An 18,255-nucleotide genomic window follows, 5' to 3' on the forward strand; every position below is an offset into this window, starting at 1 on the left:
AACCACCGGGGTGCGAAAGAATTTGCCCCTCTGTCGCCAAAACGACCTGTTTTCGGAATTTTTTGAACAGACGGAGCCGGTTTTTGGTCGCAAAGAAGGCGCAAGCGGCGCGGCCGTTTAGTGACATTCCATCACATTTTTGAAATTGTTGTCGGGCAAGAGTGAAATCGTGACCCGAAACCGAACGGGGACCTGTTGATCCGCCATGCTGAGATCCGCCTTAGCATCCTGGACGCTGTTTTTCGGCCTGTTGCTGATCATGTCCGGCAACGGGCTGCAGATCGTTCTGCTCGGCACCGAGGCGACCGGAGCCGGCTTTTCCAAGGTCACGACAGGCTTTGTGATGGCCGGTTATTTCCTGGGCATTTTCTTTGGCTCGATTCTGGTGCCACGGATGCTTGACAATGTTGGCCATGTTCGCGTTTTCGGTGCCATGGCGGCGCTTGCCTCGGCCGCGGTTCTGGTGGTTGCCGCGCTGGTCAATCCGCTGGTCTGGGCGCTGATGCGTATCGTCACCGGGTTCTGCTTTGCCGGCATGTATATTGTCTGCGAAAGCTGGCTGAACAACAAATCAACCAACGAGACCCGTGGCCAGATGCTGTCACTCTACATGATTGTCTCGATGGGCGGGCTGGGGGCAGGCCAGTTGCTGATCGGTATTGGCGGCGAAGACAGTATCGGGCTGTTCCTTCTGGCCTCGGTACTGGTGTCGGTTGCCGTTGTGCCGGTGCTGTTGTCAGTCGGTTCTGCGCCAGCCTTTGAAGAACCCGAAAGAATGAGCTTGCGACGTCTGATGCAAGTCTCGCCGCTGGCTGTTGTCGGGCTTGGCATCAACGGGGTTGCCATATCGATTCTGTTCGGTATGGGCGCTGTGTACGCGCTGTCGATCGGACTGAACAATGCCGAGGTCGGCTATTTCATGACGGCGCCGGTTGTCGGTGCGCTGCTGTTGCAATATCCCGTTGGACGGCTGTCTGACAGGTTCGACCGCCGGATGGTGATCCTCTGCGTTGCCCTTATGGGCGGCGCGGCAGCGGCGCTGGCGGGGCTGTTCGGGCGCGCGGACTTTGCGCTGCTTCTTCTCTGCATGCTTGCCTATGGTGGATCACTGTTCCCGCTCTATTCGCTGTGTATCGCGCATGCCAATGATTTTCTGACGCCAAGCCAGATGGTGGCCGCGGCATCGGGCCTGGTCATGATCAATGGCGCCGGTGCCGTTCTGGGATCGCCGCTTGCCGCGCTGTCGCTGGAATATTTCGGCGTGGCCAGTTTCTTCATTCTGGTGGCGATCATCCAGCTGATGGTTGCCGGCTTTGCGCTGTTCCGGATGACCCGCCGCGCCGCCGTACCAAATCAGGCGCAGGGTCCGTTCGTCGCCATTCCGGAATCCTCCAGCGCCATTGCCGCGACGCTGAACCCCGAGACCGAATGGATTTCCGGCGAGGATGAAGCCACCGAAGACGACGATCCGTTTCGCGACAACCCCTATATCGACTGATCCCTTCCGACTGACGCTGTCGGCACGATCCTTTTCGATCATCCATAGGCAGGACGCGCAGGCATGCGGAATCTGGTTTTATGTCTGGATGACAGAGACCAAATACATTAGATTTCGCTTATGAAATTTCTGGTTCCGGTACTCACATTCTGTCTTTTCCTGCAGGCATCCCTTCAGGCTGTGGCGGCCAGCGACAGCCCCTTCTCCCTTCAGGGTGAGGTCAGCGTCACCCGCGTCAGCGATGGTGACTCCCTGCGAAGTGGCCGCCTGAAGATTCGGCTTCATGGCATCGATGCACCGGAACTCAAACAGAACTGCATCGCGGCGACCGGCGCAAGCTGGCCCTGTGGGAAGGCCGCCCGTGATGCGATGGTGGAAATTGCGACGAAGGCGCCTCTGCGCTGTGTTCTGATGGATGTTGACCGCTATGGCAGATTGATCATGCGCTGTCATGCCGGCGCCGTCGATATCGCCGAACATCTTGTTGCCAGGGGCCTTGCCCTTGCCTATCGGCAATACAGTATGGATTATGTCGCCACCGAAGCCACCGCGCGCGAAAATGCCCGTGGGCTGTGGGCAGGGTCGTTCGAGACACCATGGGACTGGCGGCGAAAAAACTGATGAACCCTGCCACCACCGTGACAGCAGGTCGACCGACAAACAAAATGACAAAGACAAAGACAAAGACAAAGAGACTGACAAATCTGTTTCGCTCTGCCATATTCGGCGCGTGGAAACAGACTCCACCAAGAGGACAGCCATGAGCGACGACGACCGTATCACCATCATTGCCGAAAGTTTCGAAGCTGCGGCGCTTGAATTCCACCGCCGCAATCTGGCCTCGGAAGGCTATCGCATGGTCGGCCCAATCAGCCTGCAGCGGTTTGAGCGGATGAACGGCCCGAAGCGTGAAGTGCTGTTTGACGGCAACCCGATGTTTGCTGTCACCTTCGCCAAGGAAGCCAACTAGCCCGACCGGCATCCAGCCGCCAAGGCCCATCCGGCACATGACCGGCTAGAGAAGACCAAGCTCGCGAAGCTCGGCCACCAGTTCGGGTGGCATGGTTTCGTCGCCTTCATCGGTTACCGGCAGGTCGGCCGGCGCGTCCTTGATTTCAAGATACCGCCACCCCTGGAAAATCCGCACCCGCATCGGTTCAACCGCGACAAGTTCGGGTGCCAGCACGATGCCGCATGCCGGCTTGCCGTCGGCACGTTGCATGCTTCGCAGCTCGCGGATCGGCTGGCGGGCGCACATCACACCCTTGATCACCCAGAACATGCTGCCACCGGCCAGCACATCTTCGGCGCGGCGCGGCGTGTTGCGGGTGACATGCATCAACTCCTGGCCGGCATCAAGGCGCATCTGCTGCCATTGGCGCAGGCTGGCGAGTGACTCCGATCCAACGGACAATTTCTTCAGATGCACGGTCATGCCGGATCACCCTCGCACAGCAAACAGCCGTCTGCCGACGGCAACATTGTTTCGGGACAAGATGCGTTATGGGATTAAATATAGGGCGGCGAGGCCCAGAAACACGAAAAAACCGACAACATCGGTGATTGTCGTGATGAAAACACTGGAAGCCACCGCCGGGTCGACACCGATCCGCACAAGGCCAAGCGGCACCAGGGTGCCACTGAGACCGGCGACAACAAGGTTGGCGAACATCGCGACCGCCATCACAACGGCGATATCCTGATCCCGGAACCACAGAAAGGAAATGCTGGCCGCCAGAACGGCAAAGACAATGCCATTCAACACCGCCACGCCAAGCTCGCGTTTGACAAAGCTAGCCGCCGCATCACGGTCAATCTGGCGCAAAGCAAGCGCGCGAACCGCAACCGTCACTGTCTGTGTGCCGGCATTGCCGCCCATCGAGGCCACGATCGGCATCAACACGGCCAACGCGACAAGACGTTCGATGGTGGCGTCAAACAGGCCGATCACAGCCGATGCCACAATCGCCGTCAGCAGATTGATCAGCAGCCATGACGTGCGGCCCTGCAGGGTTTCCCACAGGCTGGACCGGACATTCGCCTCGCCGACACCGGCCAGCGCCATCAGATCCTCCTCGGCCTCCTCGTCGATGACGCCAATCACATCATCAATGGTGATGACGCCGATCAACCGGCCATGCTCGTCGACCACCGGCGCGCTGACCATGCCATAGCGCCGGAACAGAATTGCCACTTCCTCCTGGTCCATATCAGCCGGGATCTTGCGAAAATCACCCTGCATGATTTCCCCGACGCGGCGCGGGCGCGGGGTACATAGAAGCTTGCCAAGGCTGATCTCGCCAATCGGGCTCCGGGCCGGGTCAACGACGAAGATCAGATAGAAATCCGTGTCACCGAATGGCGAGCTTCGCAGGAAATCGATGGTCTGGCCCACTGTCCAGAAAGATGGCACGGTCACGATCTCGCGCTGCATCATCCGGCCAGCGGAATCCTCGGGATAGGCAAGGCCTTCCTCGACAAGCACCCGGTCTTCGGCCGGCAGCGCCGCCAGAACATCCTCAATCTCGTCCTGCTCAAGCTCTTCAATGATGTTGACGGCATCATCGGTATCAAGAGAGGGAAGCTGACGCGCCAGCGCCGCGACACCCATCACATCGACAATCTCGTCCCGCGTGCTTTCGTCAAGAAACGCCAGTGTTTCCGCATCCAGCCCGTCGCCGAGCGTGCGCACAAGAGCCGCCGCCTGCGGCGCTGGCAAGCGTTCCAGAAGATCTGCCTGATCCGCCGGGTGCAATGGCGCGACGAGTGCGCGCGCCCGATCCTCGGCACCGCTGGTAATCGCCGCGACAATTGCCGATTCGACCTTTGGTGTCAGCCCGTACAGCGCAGCAAGCCTGTCGCCGTCATCGCGGCGATCAGCTGCATGCACAGCCTCGACTGGCTCGGCATGAGGCGGGGTATGTGGTGAATTTTCGGATGCCATACACCCTGTCTTTCCCTGTTCGCAGAACCACGGTTCTGTCGGGTTTCCAGCGGCGTGAAGATTAGCAGATCCCCCTCAAATGGCAATGCGCGGGGCGTTCTTGAAATATTGTTGCGCGAGGGGTATCAGCGATATTTTTGAAAGAAAATTACCGCATCGCGAGGCTGACGGGCCTAACTGTCCAGATCATACAGCCCGACGCGCCGCGAATGGCCATCAAATTTCATCTCATGACCAACCGGGGGATGCGCCCGCTGGGCGCAGTCCATGCGCTCGCACACGGCGCAGCCGATGCCAATCGGCTCCAGCAGGCGGCGGCGCGCGGCGTCAAATTCATCGGCATAGGCAAGATCCCTCGCATGATGGATTTCACAACCAAGCGCAACAGCGAATTCAGGCGGCGATTCACCAGGCGGTGCCCAGGGGCGCGGCACGGTTCGCGCAATGGTAAAGAATTTCTGTCCATTTGGCAGTTCGGCAGCCTGAAACAGCATCCTGTCCGGGGTTCTGAAGGCCTTGTGAACATCCCAGCGCGGACAGGTGCCGCCATTCTTGGCAAATTGCATCCCCCCGGCGGCAAGCCGCTTGGAAATGTTGCCGGCATCGTCAACCCGGATGAAGAAAAAGGGAATGCCGCGGGCGTTCGGGGCGTTCAGGCTCGTCAGACGATGGCAGACCTGCTCGAAACTTGCGCCAAAGCGCCGCCCCAGAAGATCGAGATCGTGACGCAGTTCACGCGCCGATTCCAGAAACGACTCATAGGGCATCATCACCGCGGCGGCAAAATAGCCGGCCAGCGTGGTGCGGAACAATGACCGCGCGGAGTCATCATTGACATCATAGCTGTCACACAGGGAGGCGATCAGCTCGGTCTGTTCAATCAGCGCTGTCTGCACAAGCAGGTGGAACACCCGCTGCGGGCGTCGAAGCGCCTCGCTGACAAGTATTTCGCGGCGGTGCTGATCATAGCGGCGAAGCTGTGTTCCCATCACCGCTGCCGGGATCACCCGCACCCGAAGACCAAGCTGATCACGCACATGCAGGGTCAGCCGTTCAAGCAGCATGCCAGGGTCCGCCTCCTTGCCGAGAATGTCGGCACGGCAGGTTTCAGCAGCCGTCTCGAGATCGGCAAAATAATTGTTGGCCTGCTGAAGAACGGCGCGGACCTGTTCCACCGGGCTGTTGCCGCCACCGTCCTGACGCCCGTCGCCGGATGATATTTCAAGCTGGTCCCTGACCTTGCGGTAGGCCTGAAACAGGCTCAGCATTCCGCGCGCGGCGGATGGCGCGGCTGTCACCAGATCCTGCAGCTCACGCCGCGACACCCGCTCTGCGGACAACAGGGGATCGGCAAACACCTCGGCAAGGTCGGTCAACAGCGCAGGGCTGTCATCCTCGGCAAAGCTCTTCAGGTCGATATCGAATGAATTGCCAAGCTTCAGCAGCAGGCTGACCGTCAGTGGCCGCTGGTTGTGTTCCAGCAGGTTCAGATAGGACGGGCTGATATCAAGCGCCTCGGCCATCGCCGTCTGCGACAGACCAGCCGATTGTCGAAACCGGCGCAGCTTATGCCCGACAAGGATTTTCTCCTGCATCGCGCCCTCTCACCTCGGATGGTGCTGATTGGTAACTTCGGTCAAAGGTAAATTTGTAAAGTGAAAATGTAAAGTTTTTACTATTTTCATATTTGCACTTTTTTCCTCGGCTCCAAACCTTCCCTGCGATAGACAGACCGCATCATGTCCATACGGGCATGGTTACGCAGCGAATGGCATGCAGAAAAATGGCATGCAGAGAATGGAGAGACAAAATGGCACCTAGAGCAGAGGCACCTGAAACAGGGGCACGCACATCAGCCGACACCTTCGAAACCCGCACCGGCGCCGCATCCAACCGTTTCGACGGTATCAAGCGCGATTACAGCATGGCGGATGTGGAACGGCTGTCCGGATCGGTGCCGATCGAATATACGCTGGCGCGAAACGGCGCCAACAAGCTGTGGAACCTGCTTCATACCGAGGATTATGTCCATTCGCTTGGCGCGATGACCGGCAACCAGGCAATGCAGATGGTGCGCGCCGGGCTGAAGGCCATCTATCTGTCGGGCTGGCAGGTGGCGGCGGACGCCAACACGGCTGGCGGCATGTATCCCGACCAATCGCTCTACCCGGCCAATTCCGGCCCTGAACTGGCGCGCAAGATCAATCGGACATTGCAACGCGCCGATCAGATCCAGAAGCTTGAAGGAGATGGGGATATCGACTGGTTCGCCCCCATCGTTGCCGATGCCGAAGCCGGCTTTGGTGGTGCGCTGAACGCCTTTGAACTGACCCGCAACTATATCGAGGCCGGCGCCGCCGGCGTACATTTCGAGGATCAGCTGGCTTCGGAAAAGAAATGCGGCCACATGGGTGGCAAGGTGCTGATTCCCGTGCAACAGCATATCGCCAACCTGAACGCCGCGCGGCTTGCCGCCGACACGGCAGGCGTGCCGACCCTGATCGTTGCCAGAACCGATGCCGAGAGCGCGAAGCTGATTACCTCGGATGTTGACGAGCGCGACCGCCCGTTCCTGACCGGCGAGCGCACCGAAGAAGGCTTCTTCCGTCTCGATCCCAAGGATTCGTTCGAGCGCTGTGTCGTCCGCGGACTGGCCTTTGCCGAATATGCAGATCTGCTGTGGATGGAAACCTCTACCCCCAATCTTGAGCAGGCGAAACGTTTCGCCGACGCCATCCACAGCAGATTCCCGAACAAGATGCTGGCCTATAACTGTTCGCCAAGCTTCAACTGGTCGGCCAACCTGTCGCCCGATGACATCGCGCGCTTCCAGCGCGAGATCGGGGCTATGAGCTACAAGTACCAGTTCATCACCCTGGCCGGCTTCCATTCCATGAATTTCTCGATGTTCCAGCTGGCAAGCGGCTATCGCGACCGTGGCATGGAGGCCTATTGCGAACTGCAGAATGCCGAGTTCGAGGCCGAGGAATCAGGCTACACCGCCACCCGCCACCAGCGCGAGGTCGGTGCCGGCTGGTTCGATGCGATCTCGGTTGCCGTCAAGGGCGGCCAGTCGGCGACCACCGCGATGGCCGACTCGACCGAGGAAGCGCAATTCACCGCCGGCGAGGACAGCATCGCCGCGGAATAGACTTTACCTGCAGCTGGTTGGGGCGACTGGCACTGGCAGCGGGCTTGGGGGAGCAGCGCACCATTTAGCACCAATCAGCAGCCGGGGGCCGGACGGGTTTCTTGCTTTGTCGTCCGGCCCCCTTTTTTCGGCCCGGCTCAGGCTGCGCCACCAGCCGGATCGCCACCAGCCGGATCAAGGATCGGTCTGGCAAGCGCGACAATCCGGTCATAGGCGATGTCGATATCGGCTGGCGTGGTTGCCGTTGCGCCAATGCTGATCCGGATCACATAATGGCCGCGATGCACGGTCTGGGTCAGATACAGGGTGCCGTCACCATTCACCGCATCGACAAGCCTGGCGTTCGCCGCATCCAGCGCCGCCCCGTCATCCATCCCGTCCGGTCTGATCCTGAAACTGAACAGCCCCAGCCGCGGCGCGCTGGTGATTTCAAACCCCGGTGTGGCTCCAATCCTTGCCGCCAGATCATCGGTCCAGGCGACATGATTGCGGATAATGTCCTGCAGCCCGGATACGCCATAACAGCGGATTACAAACCATAGCTTCAGCGCCCGGAAGCGCCGCCCGAGTTCCAGCGTCAGCTGTGAATAGTCGGTCAGCCCCTCGGCATCCTGCGTCACCAGATAGGCCGGTGTGATCGACATCGTCTTCTGGAAATCCTCGACCGACCTGATGAAATGCGCCGAACAGTCAAAATTCGTCATCAGCCATTTATGGGGGTTCATGACCAGCGAGTCGGCAAGCTCGATGCCGCTGGCGATATCGCGGAATTCCGGACAGATCAGCGCCGATCCGGCCCATGCCGCATCGACATGCGAGAACAGCCCCTCCTGGCGGGCAACAGGCAGGATGCTGTCCAGCCTGTCGCTGGCACCGACGCCGGTCCCCCCGATCACACAGCACAGCGCGCAGGGTACAAATCCAGACGCGCGGTCGGCGGCAATGGCGCCGCGCAACGCATCGGGATCCATCGCGCCGTCATCATCGGTCGCCACGGTGACCAGATTGTCCCGCCCGATCCCGGACAGGAACACCGCCTTTTCCACCGAGGAATGCGCCTGATCTGTGGTGTAGACCCGCAAAACCGGCTGTCCTGACAGGCCCTGTTCCTTGCCGGCCCAGTCGAGCGCCTTTTCGCGTGCCGTCAGAATGGCCGACAGGGTCGCCATGCCGGCCCCGGTCTGGATGATGCCGTGCCATCCGTCGCCAATCCCGGTCATCTGACGGAGCCAGTCAAGGACATGAATTTCCATTTCGGTGCCGGCCGGCGAGGTCTGCCAGAGCATACAATTTGCCGCCATCGTCGCCGTCAGCCATTCCGCAAGAATCGAGGGTGGGCTGCTATTCGCCGGGAAATAGGCAAAAAACCGAGGATGTTGCCAGTTCGTAACATGCGGAACGACGATCGATTCGAAATCGGCGAACACATCTTCAACAGCTTCGCCCTGAACAGGCGGCTCTGCGGGCAGTCTTGCCATCACCTCGCCTGGCCGTGTCGGGGGCCGCACCGGCCTGTCGGCAAGCGTGTCAAGATAGTCGGCTGACCATGTGGCGGCGCGGCGTCCCCAATATTCCAGATCACGATTTTTCATTCAGGCCTCCCCAGCAACAATGAATATCGCAATATCACCAAGATTGGTGCCGGTCGGCGCGACGCGCAGCAATGCATGGCACGATTCAAGGAATGGATGGCTGTCATGCCTCGCCAGCGCGGTGGCCGCCGCATCCATGTCAAAGCCATGTTCAGAGGTGATCAAGGCCCCCGCGGCATCGGTTGGCCCATCGCGCCCGTCGGTGCCAGCGATCAGCGCTGCCCATTGCCGTCGCGGGGCCAGCTGATGCATGGCGCTGGCAAATGCCACCCCCATTTCCTGGGCGCGCCCTCCCATACCGCCACCATCGCCAAGCTGAACCGTTGTCTCGCCGCCGGTGACACCCCACACACCGGACCCGGTATCGGCAGCGGCAGCGGCCAGTCGATCCGCCAGCGTTCTGGCGCACGCCGCCGCCTCGCCGACCAGCGGTGGCAGGTCAAGTTCATGCAGACCTGTCATACCGCCGGACAGCGCGGCCCGCGCCGCGGCCCGGCAGAGATCATTGCTGGCCAGCAGATGCGAGGTGACATTTGCCATCACCGGGTCGCCGGGCCGGACAGGCAGGTCGGCATTGCCATCCCTGATCAGGGCCAGTCCCGCCCGCACGACGTCAAGCCTGTCCAGCCCCTGTTCAGCTACCAGCCCAAGCGTGTCTTCAAGCGGCACGGGATCGGCGATGGCGGGGCCGCTGGCAATCGATTCCAACCTGTCGCCGGGCACATCCGACAACAGAAACTGGGTGATCCGCGCCGGCGCGGCAAGACGCGCCAGACGGCCGCCTTTCAGCGATGAAAACAGACGCCGCACCGCATTCATGTCGTGAATATCCAGTCCACTGGCAAGAAGCGCTTCATTCAGGGCCTGCTTGTCGGCAAGACCAAGCCCATTGGCCGGCGCCGGCAACAGCGCCGACCCGCCACCACTGATCAGAAGCAGCAGATGATCATCTTCGCCAAGTGAAGTGACAAGCTCTGTGACGGCGGCGCTGGCGACAAGGCCGCGTGCATCAGGGACCGGATGTGCGCTGGCGAATGTCTGCATGCCGTCAATTTCGGCATGGCTTTCATCGGTGGTGACAATCAGCCCCGGTGCCTTGCAGCCGGCCTCGCGAACCGCGCCGGCCATGCTGGCACCAGCCTTGCCAATGGCGATGACAGCCGTTGGCGGGGTTTCAAGACGGCGCATCGCGGCAAGAGTCACGGCCGCCGGGTGGCCAGCCACCAAGGCCGCGTCAAAGGCTCCGCGCACCAGTTCCTTCCATGCCGATACCGGCATCATCCCACCGGATCAGGAAGCGGGTCACCGGCGGCAAAGGCACGGGCATTCGCCACAACCTTCATCCCCATGGCGACACGGGCTTCGCGCGTTGCCGATCCCAGATGCGGCAGCAGAACCGTATGCGGGGCGGCAAGAATGGCAGGATTGATCGCAGGCTCGCCCTGATAGACGTCGAGGCCGGCCCCGGCGATACGCCCCTGTTCCAGCGCCGCGACAAGTGCCGCCTCGTCGACAACATCACCACGCGCCGTATTGACGAGATAGGCATCGGGTGACATCGCGGCCAGCGCCGCCGCATCGAGGATCTGAAAGGTGTCCGGCGTCGCCGCGCAATGCAGGCTGACGAAATCGCTGGCGGCACACAGGGCGGTCACACTGTCATACTGCGTGCCGTCAACGCCGCCCCCATCAGCAATCGCCGAGCGGTTGTAGAAGCCGACCTCCATGCCAAATCCAAAATGCGCCCGATGGGCAACAGCCCTGCCGATCCGGCCCATGCCGATGATCCCAAGGCGCTTGCCTGTCATCGACTGGCCAACAAGATGGGTCGGGCGCCAGCCGGCCCACGCGCCGGCCCGCACTTCGCGTTCGCCCTCGCCGGCGCGGCGGCACAGCATGAGCATCAGCGTCAATGTCAGATCGGCGGTGGCATCGGTCAGCACGCCGGGCGTGTTCGATACCGGAATGTCATGCGCCGCCGCCGCGCCAAGGTCGATATGGTTCACCCCGACGCCGTAATTCGCGATCATCCGGCATGTTCCTGCCGCACCGGCATTGATGATGTCGGCATCGATCCTGTCCGATACGGTCGGCGCGGCGATGTCATGGGTGGCGAACCCCTCGGCAAGCGCGGCCTGGGACAGCGGCGCGTCATCCTTGTTGAAGGTGACGTCGAAATGCTCGGCAAGCGCCTCTTCGGCGGCCTGTGGCCAACGTCGTGTCACAAAAATACTTGGTCTGGTCATAGGTCCATCACCTTGCTGGGTTGCAGAGACACCACGGTACGGCGTTGCGCGTCGGCCAGGCACCCGCCAACAGCCTCAGCCTGAATAGCAGAAGGGCACCGCCAAGGCGATGCCCTCCCCGGATTTTGTTGCAATGTGGGGTGATCAGCCCGGCATTTCGCCAAGGATACCCTCGGCATAGAAGAAGATGTCGCTCCACAGCGTGCCATCATTCAGCGCGTCGCCAGCCTTGATCACTACGTTGCCCTTGTTGTCCTTGATCGGGCCGGTGAAGATGTTGTAGCCACCCTCGATCTTGGCAGCGGCCTTTTCGGCTGCCGCCCTGACGTCTGCCGGCATGTTCTCGAACGGTGTCAGGACGAGATAGTCGTCAGCCATGCCCTTCCATGTGTTGCCAGCCCAGTGGTCCGGACCCTCGCCAGTCGACCAGGAGCCGTCAAGAACCTGCTGGATCTTCTCGATATAGTAAGGCGCCCAGTTGTTGACCGACGAAAACAGCTGCGCATTCGGCGCAAAGGCCTTCATGTCGCTGGCCTGACCAAAGCCGTGGATACCCGCCTTCTCGGCCGTCTGCAGCATCGCCGGCGTATCGGTATGCTGTGCCATCACATCAGCACCCTGCGCGACAAGAACCTTTGCCGCGTCGGCTTCCTTGACCGGGTCGGCCCAGGTGTTCGCCCAGATGACCATGATCTCGGCATCAGGATTGGCCTCGCGCATGCCGATGGCAAATGCATTCAGGCCCTGATAGGCCTCGGGGATCGGAAACGGCGCGATATAGCCGATCTTGTTCGTCTTCGTCATCATGCCGGCAACGATTCCCTGAACGTAGCGGCCCTCATAGAACCGGATGTTACCGGTCGCCATGTTGGAGGAGCGCTTGTAGCCGGTGATATGCTCGAATTTCACATCGGGAAAATCCTTCGAGACCTTCAGCATCGGGTCCATATAGCCGAACGAGGTGCCGAAGATGACCTTGTTGCCCTGACGCGCCAGTTCGCGAACCACGCGCTCGGCGTCCGGACCTTCTGGAACATTCTCGACAAATGTCGTCTCGATCTTGTCACCGAAATGCGCCTGAACTTCCTTGCGCGCCACCTCGTGGGCATATGTCCATCCATGGTCACCCGGATTGGTCAGATACAGGAACCCGACCTTCAACGGTTCCGCCATCGCCGCACCTGTCGATACGGCAAGCGCGGCCAGACCAACCGCAATGCCCTTCAATAAATGTTTCATGTTTCACTCCTTTGTTGACCAGTTCATGGCTTTAGGTATGGAGACGGAGTTCCCATTACAGGCCGAACTTCATTTACCGGCATGGAAAACACGCCCCAGACAGGCCGGCGAGTTCGCCAGCGCAAATTCTCTGTTTCTTGATATCAGGACAAGAACGACGATGGTAGCAAGATAGGGCAGCATGGACAGGAATTGTGACGGGATCGTCCAGCCACGCGCCTGACCGGCAAGCTGCATGATGGTGATGCCGCCAAAAATCAGCGCACCGACCAGCACCCGCCACGGCATCCATGAGGCAAACACCACCAGCGCCAGCGCGATCCAGCCGCGCCCGGCGGTCATACCCTCGGCCCAATGCGGTGTCAGCATCAGCGGCAGATAGGCACCGCCAAGCCCGGCCATGAGCCCGCCAAACAACACCGCCATGAAACGTACACCGAGAACCGAATATCCAAGGGCGTGCGCGCTGTCATGATTGTCACCGATGGCGCGCAGCACGAGACCCGCACGTGTCCGTTTCAGGAAATACGCCACCGCGGCAACCAGAATGACGGCACCCCAGGCCATCAGGTCATGCGAGAAGACAAGCTTGCCAACGGTCGGCAGGTCGGACAGAAACGGGATTCGAAGCACCGGCAGACCCTCGATGGCATGACCGATCAGCGGTGCGCCGACAAGGCCCGACAGCCCGGCCCCGAAAATCGTCAGGGCAAGGCCCGTCGCCACCTGGTTGGTGGCAAAGCCCAGAACCAGAATGCCAAACAGCGCGGCGGTCAGCATGCCCGCCAACCCGCCGGCGATCACGCCAAGAACAAGACTGCCACTGACCATGGCAACGCCAAAGGCGGCCACCGCCCCCATCAGCATCATGCCCTCGACCCCGAGATTGAGAACGCCGCTACGCTCGACAACAAGTTCGCCGGTCGCCGCGTAGACCAATGGCACAGACGTCATGAGGACGGTGAGGATGAGATCTTCAAGCACCGCTCTCTCCCTGCAGTCTGGCGCGATGCGGCAGGCTGAATGTCACGTGATAGCGGTTGAACGTCTCGCCGGCCAGCAGCATGAACAGCAGAATACCCTTGAACACGCCCGTCACCACCTTTGGCATCGCCAGCGCAATCTGCGCCGAGTCCCCGCCAAGTTCGGCCAGCGCGACAACCAGCCCGGCGACAATCACGGCCAGCGGGTTCAGCCGCGCCAGAAAGGCCACGATAATGGCGGTAAAGCCATAACCGAATGAAATATCAGGCTGCAGCTGGCCAATATTCGCCGACACCTCGACCATGCCGGCAAGCCCGGCCGCGCCGCCTGAAATGGCCATCACGATGATTGTCACAAGGGCCGGGCTGAACCCGGCAAACCTGCCGGCGCGCGGCGCGTCGCCCATCACCTTGACCTGGAAGCCGAGGATGGATCGACCGAGGATGAACCATGCCGCAAGCGAGAAGACAAGCGCCCCGGCGACCCCCCAGTGGAGCTGGCCAAGCCGACCGATGCCGGGAAGTTCGACCCGCGAAATCAGTCCCGCATCCGCATACATCGGGGTCAGCGGAAAGCCGAAGGACATCGGGTCGCGCCAGGGCCCCCGCACCGTCCAGTCGATTAGCAGCACGGCAACATAGGTCAGCATCAGCGAGACCAGAATCTCGTTGGTATTGAACCGCGTCTTCAGCAGTGCCGGAATCATCCCCCAGGCCAGCCCGCCAAGCATGCCGGCAAGGATCATCGCCGGCATCATCACCGGCCCCGGCAGATTCGGCCAGCTGAGCGCCACAAACCCCGCCGCCATCGCGCCGAGGATCATCTGCCCCTCGGCCCCGATATTCCAGACATTCGCCCGATAGGCAAAGACAAGACCGCTGGCAATGATGATCAGCGGGCATGCCTTCACAAACAGGTCCGCCACCTGATATCCGTGCGACACCGGCGCGATGAAGAACTGATAGAGCGCCGCCAGCGGATCATAGCCAAGCACACCGAAAATCATCGCCCCGATCACCAGCGTCAGCGCAATCGCCACAAGCGTTGTCGTGATTGTCAGCGTCAGCGGGATTTCCTTGCGCGGGGTCAGCGAAATCATGCCTTCGCCTCCGCCGCCGTTTCAACCGTCATTTCGCCACCCCCCATCAGAAGCCCCAGCGCCTCGGGTGTGACATCGCCGGTGACCATCACCTCGGACAGCGACCCGTCATACAGAACCGCGACGCGGTGCGATATGGCGAAGATTTCTTCCAGATCCTGCGAGATCATCACCACCGCCGAGCCACCGGCGGCAAGGTCGAGGATTGCGGTACGGATCGACAGCGCAGCACCGACATCAACACCCCAGGTCGGCTGTGACACGATGAAAACCCGTGGCCGTCTGGAAATTTCACGGCCAACGACAAATTTCTGCAGATTGCCGCCGGACAGCGCCGAGGCAAGCGGATTGTCCTGCGGCAGCCTGACATCGAAATCATTGGCCACCTTCGCCGCCATCGCCAGGGTCGCGTTCGTGTCGACAAGGCCGCGCACCACAACATCGCCAAGTGAATGCGAGGTCAGAAGTGCATTGTCAGCCAGTGTCATGCTGGGCACCGCGGCATGGCCGTTGCGCTCTTCGGGGACAAAGCCGAGCCCCAGCTGGCGACGGCGCGATGGGCCTTGGCCGGTAATATCAACACCGTCGATGCAGATCACTCCGGCCTCGCGGCTTGTCCATTCACCGGTCAGCGCTTCCATCAGCTCGTCCTGCCCATTCCCGGCAATGCCGGCAATACCGAGAACCTCGCCGGCCCGCGCCGCGAGACAAATGTCGCGAAGCGGCGTGGCGAACGCCGTGGCGGCAGGTCTGTTCAGCGATGACACCTCGAGAAGCGCAGTCGCCCCGGCACCGGGGCGCGCCTGCCTGTCGATGTCTCCCACACTGCCACCGACCATCATTTCGGCAAGTTGTTTGCTGCTCTGCCCGGCCGTATCGACTGTCCCCACATTGCGGCCGCGCCGCAGCACCGTTGCACGTTCGGTCAGCGCGCGGATTTCTTCCAGCTTGTGCGAGATGAACAGGATGGCGACCCCAGCTTCGGAGAACCGCCGCAGAACATCGAACAGCTGGCCGGTCTCCTGCGGTGTCAGAACAGAGGTCGGCTCGTCCATGATCAGAAGTGACGGATCCTGTAACAGACAGCGCACAATCTCGACACGCTGCTGCTGGCCAACCGACAGATTATGCACCCGCGCATCGGGATCGACACCAATGCCATAGTCGTTCGACATCTGACGCACCCGGTCGGAAAGATCGGCAAGCGATTCTCCCGGTGGCAGCGCCAGCGCAATGTTTTCCGCCACCGTCAATGCCTGAAACAGCGAAAAATGCTGAAACACCATTCCGATGCCAAGTTCGCGGGCATGTTGTGGATTGCGGATGCTGGTCGGCGTGCCGCGCCATTCGATCTGGCCCGAATCGGGCTGAAGAAGCCCATAGACCATTTTCACAAATGTCGATTTGCCGGCACCGTTTTCGCCAAGAAGCGCGTGGATCTCGCCCTCGCCGATGCTGAAGGACACATCGTCATTGGCCGTAAAATCCCCAAAATGCTTGCAGATTCCGGTGGCCTTCAGCAGCACTGATCTTGATGGGTTGCGGGATGGCCTGGGGGATGCGGTCATGAATGGCTCAGCAGAATGAGAGGTCCGGCAGACGGTGCCGCCGGTGGACCGAATAATACGACCAATGCGGTAAAACTGCAAAGAAAGCTTGGCAATGGAAAGCCCCGGCCAGACAGGCTGGCCGGGGGGTTTTATGGTCGGGCGAGATGATCATGATCACGTTGATCAGGATCACGTCGGTCAGGATCACGTCGGTCAGGATTACACCTGGCGAGAAAACTCAGGATAGGCTTCCATGCCAAGTTCGGCGTTATCAAGACCGGCAAGCTCTTCTTCCTCGGTGACACGGATGCCCATTGTCACCTTCAGGATGGTCCAGACGATCCATGAGACGACGAAGGTGAAGACACCGACAATCACAATGCCGGTCAGCTGCGTGCCGAACGATGCGTCGGCATTGGTCAGCGCGACCGCCAGCGTGCCCCAGATGCCCGCAATCAGGTGTACCGGAATGGCGCCGACAACATCGTCGATCTTCAGCTTGTCCAGCATCGGGACGGCAAAGACCACGATCACGCCACCGATACCACCAATCAGGGTTGCAGCACCAAGCGACGGAGTCAGCGGTTCAGCCGTGATCGACACCAGACCTGCCAGCGCGCCATTCAGCACCATCGTCAGATCGACCTTCTTGTAGAAGACCTGTGTCAGGATCAGCGCCGCAATCGCACCGCCGGCCGCCGCAGCATTCGTGTTGGCAAAGATGCGCGATACATCCGCAACATCACTGACCGTACCCATGGCAAGCTGTGAGCCGCCATTGAAGCCGAACCAGCCAAGCCACAGGATGAATGTGCCAAGCGTTGCCAGCGGCAGGTTTGCACCAGGCATTGGAACGACGCGGCCATCCCTGTACTTCCCGGTCCGTGCACCGAGAACAAGGGCACCGGCCAGCGCCGCCCAACCTCCAACGGAGTGAACGACTGTCGACCCCGCAAAATCAAGAAAGCCCATCTCGTCGAGGAACCCGCCACCCCATTTCCAGCTTGCCTGGAACGGATAGATGACGGCGGTCAGGATGAGTGTGAACAGCAGAAACGGCCACAGCTTGATACGCTCGGCAACCGTTCCCGAGACGATCGATGCCGTCGCGGCACAGAACATCAGCTGGAAGAAGTAGTCCGACGCCGTCGCGGCATATGACAGATCGTCGGCGGCCTCGGGCGCGACGCCGACAGCCTCCATCGCCGCAACACCGATGACGCCCGACAGGATTCCGTCAACCGACCAGGTGCCAAGCGGATACATCAGATTGTAGCCGATCAGATAATAGCCGACTGCGGCAATCGAAAAGAGCGCCACGTTCTTGGTCAGCTGGGTGGTGGTGTTCTTGGCCCGCACAAGACCCGCCTCGAGCATGCAGAAGCCGCAGGCCATGAACATGACCAGCACACCGCCGATCAGGAACAACAGCGAGTTCAGGATAAAGACACCATGTTCCGGCACGTCCTGTGCCAGTGCCGGTGTGGCCAGCATCGCGCCAGCGGCGGCGATTGCCAGAACAGAGGAAACGGATTTCAACATTGGGAAAACTCCTTGGTCTTACAGCGCCGCAACGCCAGCTTCGCCCGTGCGGATCCGCAGGGCTGATTCGAGGTCCAGAACGAACACCTTGCCGTCGCCGATCTTGCCCGACTCGGCGGCGCCCTTGATGGCGTCACAGGCCGCTTCGACCATGTCCGCGCCAACGGCGATTTCGATCTTCACTTTCGGCAGGAAATTCACGGTGTATTCGGAGCCACGATAGACTTCGGTCTTGCCTTTCTGACGCCCATATCCCTGAACTTCCGATGTGGTCAGCCCCTCGATGCCAATTGCCACCAGGGCTTCATGCACGGCGGCAAGGCGACCGGGTTGAATGATTGCCACGATATATTTCATAGTCCGTCCTTCCTTTGCGCTGCCGCCATCACGGTTCCATGCGACAGGTCTGT

General features: G+C 60.7%; 16 protein-coding genes. 4 read left to right on the forward strand and 12 right to left on the reverse strand.

Translation table 11 applies throughout. The features are described 5' to 3' along the window. The first annotated feature begins 205 nt into the window (after positions 1-205). The 3 genes from AB3X55_04480 (at position 206) to AB3X55_04490 (ending at position 2,468) form a co-directional block, all read left to right on the forward strand. A complete protein-coding gene (locus AB3X55_04480) occupies positions 206-1,498 on the forward strand; it encodes an MFS transporter (protein MEX0502830.1) in 1,293 nt (430 codons plus the stop codon). 120 nt (positions 1,499-1,618) lie between these two features. After that, positions 1,619-2,119, forward strand: a complete 501-nt coding sequence (locus tag AB3X55_04485) for a thermonuclease family protein (protein MEX0502831.1) — start codon at positions 1,619-1,621, stop codon at positions 2,117-2,119. A 139-nt stretch (positions 2,120-2,258) separates the two neighbouring features. After that, positions 2,259-2,468 (forward strand): AMP nucleosidase, encoded by a 210-nt coding sequence (locus AB3X55_04490; GenBank protein ID MEX0502832.1) that lies wholly within the window; start codon positions 2,259-2,261, stop codon positions 2,466-2,468. A 45-nt stretch (positions 2,469-2,513) separates the two neighbouring features. Here AB3X55_04490 and AB3X55_04495 read toward each other — a convergent pair whose 3' ends face one another. The 3 genes from AB3X55_04495 to AB3X55_04505 form a co-directional block, all read right to left on the reverse strand. Then, positions 2,514-2,933: a DUF1489 family protein gene (locus AB3X55_04495; protein ID MEX0502833.1), complete on the reverse strand. Its 420-nt coding sequence runs from the start codon at positions 2,931-2,933 to the stop codon at positions 2,514-2,516. 66 nt (positions 2,934-2,999) lie between these two features. Further along, on the reverse strand, positions 3,000-4,442 hold the full coding sequence (gene mgtE / locus AB3X55_04500; protein ID MEX0502834.1) for a magnesium transporter: 1,443 nt from the start codon (positions 4,440-4,442) through the stop codon (positions 3,000-3,002). Positions 4,443-4,615: 173 nt separating this feature from the next. Then, entirely contained in the window at positions 4,616-6,037 is a 1,422-nt protein-coding gene (locus AB3X55_04505) for a short-chain fatty acyl-CoA regulator family protein (protein ID MEX0502835.1), read from the reverse strand. A gap of 215 nt (positions 6,038-6,252) precedes the next feature. Here AB3X55_04505 and aceA point away from each other — a divergent pair, with 215 nt between their 5' ends. Beyond that, positions 6,253-7,593 carry an isocitrate lyase gene (aceA, locus tag AB3X55_04510; protein ID MEX0502836.1) on the forward strand — a complete coding sequence of 447 codons (1,341 nt, stop codon included), beginning with the start codon at positions 6,253-6,255 and terminating at the stop codon, positions 7,591-7,593. A gap of 137 nt (positions 7,594-7,730) precedes the next feature. Here the strand turns inward: aceA and AB3X55_04515 are convergent, their stop codons facing one another. The 9 genes from AB3X55_04515 to AB3X55_04555 all read right to left on the reverse strand — a co-directional run bounded on the left by AB3X55_04515 (position 7,731) and on the right by AB3X55_04555 (position 18,202). Next, entirely contained in the window at positions 7,731-9,185 is a 1,455-nt protein-coding gene (locus AB3X55_04515) for an aspartate aminotransferase family protein (GenBank protein ID MEX0502837.1), read from the reverse strand. Next, entirely contained in the window at positions 9,186-10,466 is a 1,281-nt protein-coding gene (locus AB3X55_04520; GenBank protein MEX0502838.1) for a glycerate kinase, read from the reverse strand. It abuts the gene before it with no gap. Continuing rightward, positions 10,463-11,431 (reverse strand): 2-hydroxyacid dehydrogenase, encoded by a 969-nt coding sequence (locus AB3X55_04525; GenBank protein MEX0502839.1) that lies wholly within the window; start codon positions 11,429-11,431, stop codon positions 10,463-10,465. Before AB3X55_04525 ends, AB3X55_04520 begins: the two co-directional genes overlap by 4 nt. Positions 11,432-11,575: 144 nt before the next feature. Continuing rightward, entirely contained in the window at positions 11,576-12,670 is a 1,095-nt protein-coding gene (locus AB3X55_04530; protein MEX0502840.1) for a BMP family ABC transporter substrate-binding protein, read from the reverse strand. A 69-nt stretch (positions 12,671-12,739) separates the two neighbouring features. Further along, positions 12,740-13,654, reverse strand: coding sequence for an ABC transporter permease (locus tag AB3X55_04535; protein ID MEX0502841.1), 915 nt, complete (start codon positions 13,652-13,654; stop codon positions 12,740-12,742). Then, on the reverse strand, positions 13,647-14,753 hold the full coding sequence (locus tag AB3X55_04540) for an ABC transporter permease (GenBank protein MEX0502842.1): 1,107 nt from the start codon (positions 14,751-14,753) through the stop codon (positions 13,647-13,649). The genes AB3X55_04535 and AB3X55_04540 overlap by 8 nt, the downstream gene beginning before the upstream one ends. After that, positions 14,750-16,321: an ABC transporter ATP-binding protein gene (locus tag AB3X55_04545; GenBank protein MEX0502843.1), complete on the reverse strand. Its 1,572-nt coding sequence runs from the start codon at positions 16,319-16,321 to the stop codon at positions 14,750-14,752. The genes AB3X55_04540 and AB3X55_04545 overlap by 4 nt, the downstream gene beginning before the upstream one ends. A 201-nt stretch (positions 16,322-16,522) precedes the next feature. Beyond that, the gene (locus AB3X55_04550; protein MEX0502844.1) at positions 16,523-17,797 is read right to left on the reverse strand and encodes an ammonium transporter; all 1,275 of its coding nucleotides are present in this window, start codon (positions 17,795-17,797) and stop codon (positions 16,523-16,525) included. A gap of 66 nt (positions 17,798-17,863) precedes the next feature. Then, positions 17,864-18,202: a P-II family nitrogen regulator gene (locus AB3X55_04555; GenBank protein MEX0502845.1), complete on the reverse strand. Its 339-nt coding sequence runs from the start codon at positions 18,200-18,202 to the stop codon at positions 17,864-17,866. Between the last annotated feature and the right edge of the window lie 53 nt (positions 18,203-18,255).

The sequence above is a fragment of the Alphaproteobacteria bacterium LSUCC0719 genome (genome assembly GCA_040839025.1).
In the GTDB taxonomy this organism is placed as follows: Bacteria; Pseudomonadota; Alphaproteobacteria; order Puniceispirillales; family Puniceispirillaceae; genus UBA8309.

Excerpts from the sequence above, each read along its gene's own strand:
- AB3X55_04480 (MEX0502830.1), top strand. The coding sequence starts at position 206 with ATGCTGAGATCCGCCTTAGCATCCTGGACGCTGTTTTTCGGCCTGTTG.
- AB3X55_04485 (MEX0502831.1), top strand. The coding sequence starts at position 1,619 with ATGAAATTTCTGGTTCCGGTACTCACATTCTGTCTTTTCCTGCAGGCA.
- AB3X55_04490 (MEX0502832.1), top strand. The coding sequence starts at position 2,259 with ATGAGCGACGACGACCGTATCACCATCATTGCCGAAAGTTTCGAAGCT.
- AB3X55_04495 (MEX0502833.1), bottom strand. The coding sequence starts at position 2,933 with ATGACCGTGCATCTGAAGAAATTGTCCGTTGGATCGGAGTCACTCGCC.
- mgtE (MEX0502834.1), bottom strand. The coding sequence starts at position 4,442 with ATGGCATCCGAAAATTCACCACATACCCCGCCTCATGCCGAGCCAGTC.
- AB3X55_04505 (MEX0502835.1), bottom strand. The coding sequence starts at position 6,037 with ATGCAGGAGAAAATCCTTGTCGGGCATAAGCTGCGCCGGTTTCGACAA.
- aceA (MEX0502836.1), top strand. The coding sequence starts at position 6,253 with ATGGCACCTAGAGCAGAGGCACCTGAAACAGGGGCACGCACATCAGCC.
- AB3X55_04515 (MEX0502837.1), bottom strand. The coding sequence starts at position 9,185 with ATGAAAAATCGTGATCTGGAATATTGGGGACGCCGCGCCGCCACATGG.
- AB3X55_04520 (MEX0502838.1), bottom strand. The coding sequence starts at position 10,466 with ATGATGCCGGTATCGGCATGGAAGGAACTGGTGCGCGGAGCCTTTGAC.
- AB3X55_04525 (MEX0502839.1), bottom strand. The coding sequence starts at position 11,431 with ATGACCAGACCAAGTATTTTTGTGACACGACGTTGGCCACAGGCCGCC.
- AB3X55_04530 (MEX0502840.1), bottom strand. The coding sequence starts at position 12,670 with ATGAAACATTTATTGAAGGGCATTGCGGTTGGTCTGGCCGCGCTTGCC.
- AB3X55_04540 (MEX0502842.1), bottom strand. The coding sequence starts at position 14,753 with ATGATTTCGCTGACCCCGCGCAAGGAAATCCCGCTGACGCTGACAATC.
- AB3X55_04545 (MEX0502843.1), bottom strand. The coding sequence starts at position 16,321 with ATGACCGCATCCCCCAGGCCATCCCGCAACCCATCAAGATCAGTGCTG.
- AB3X55_04550 (MEX0502844.1), bottom strand. The coding sequence starts at position 17,797 with ATGCTGGCCACACCGGCACTGGCACAGGACGTGCCGGAACATGGTGTC.
- AB3X55_04555 (MEX0502845.1), bottom strand. The coding sequence starts at position 18,202 with ATGAAATATATCGTGGCAATCATTCAACCCGGTCGCCTTGCCGCCGTG.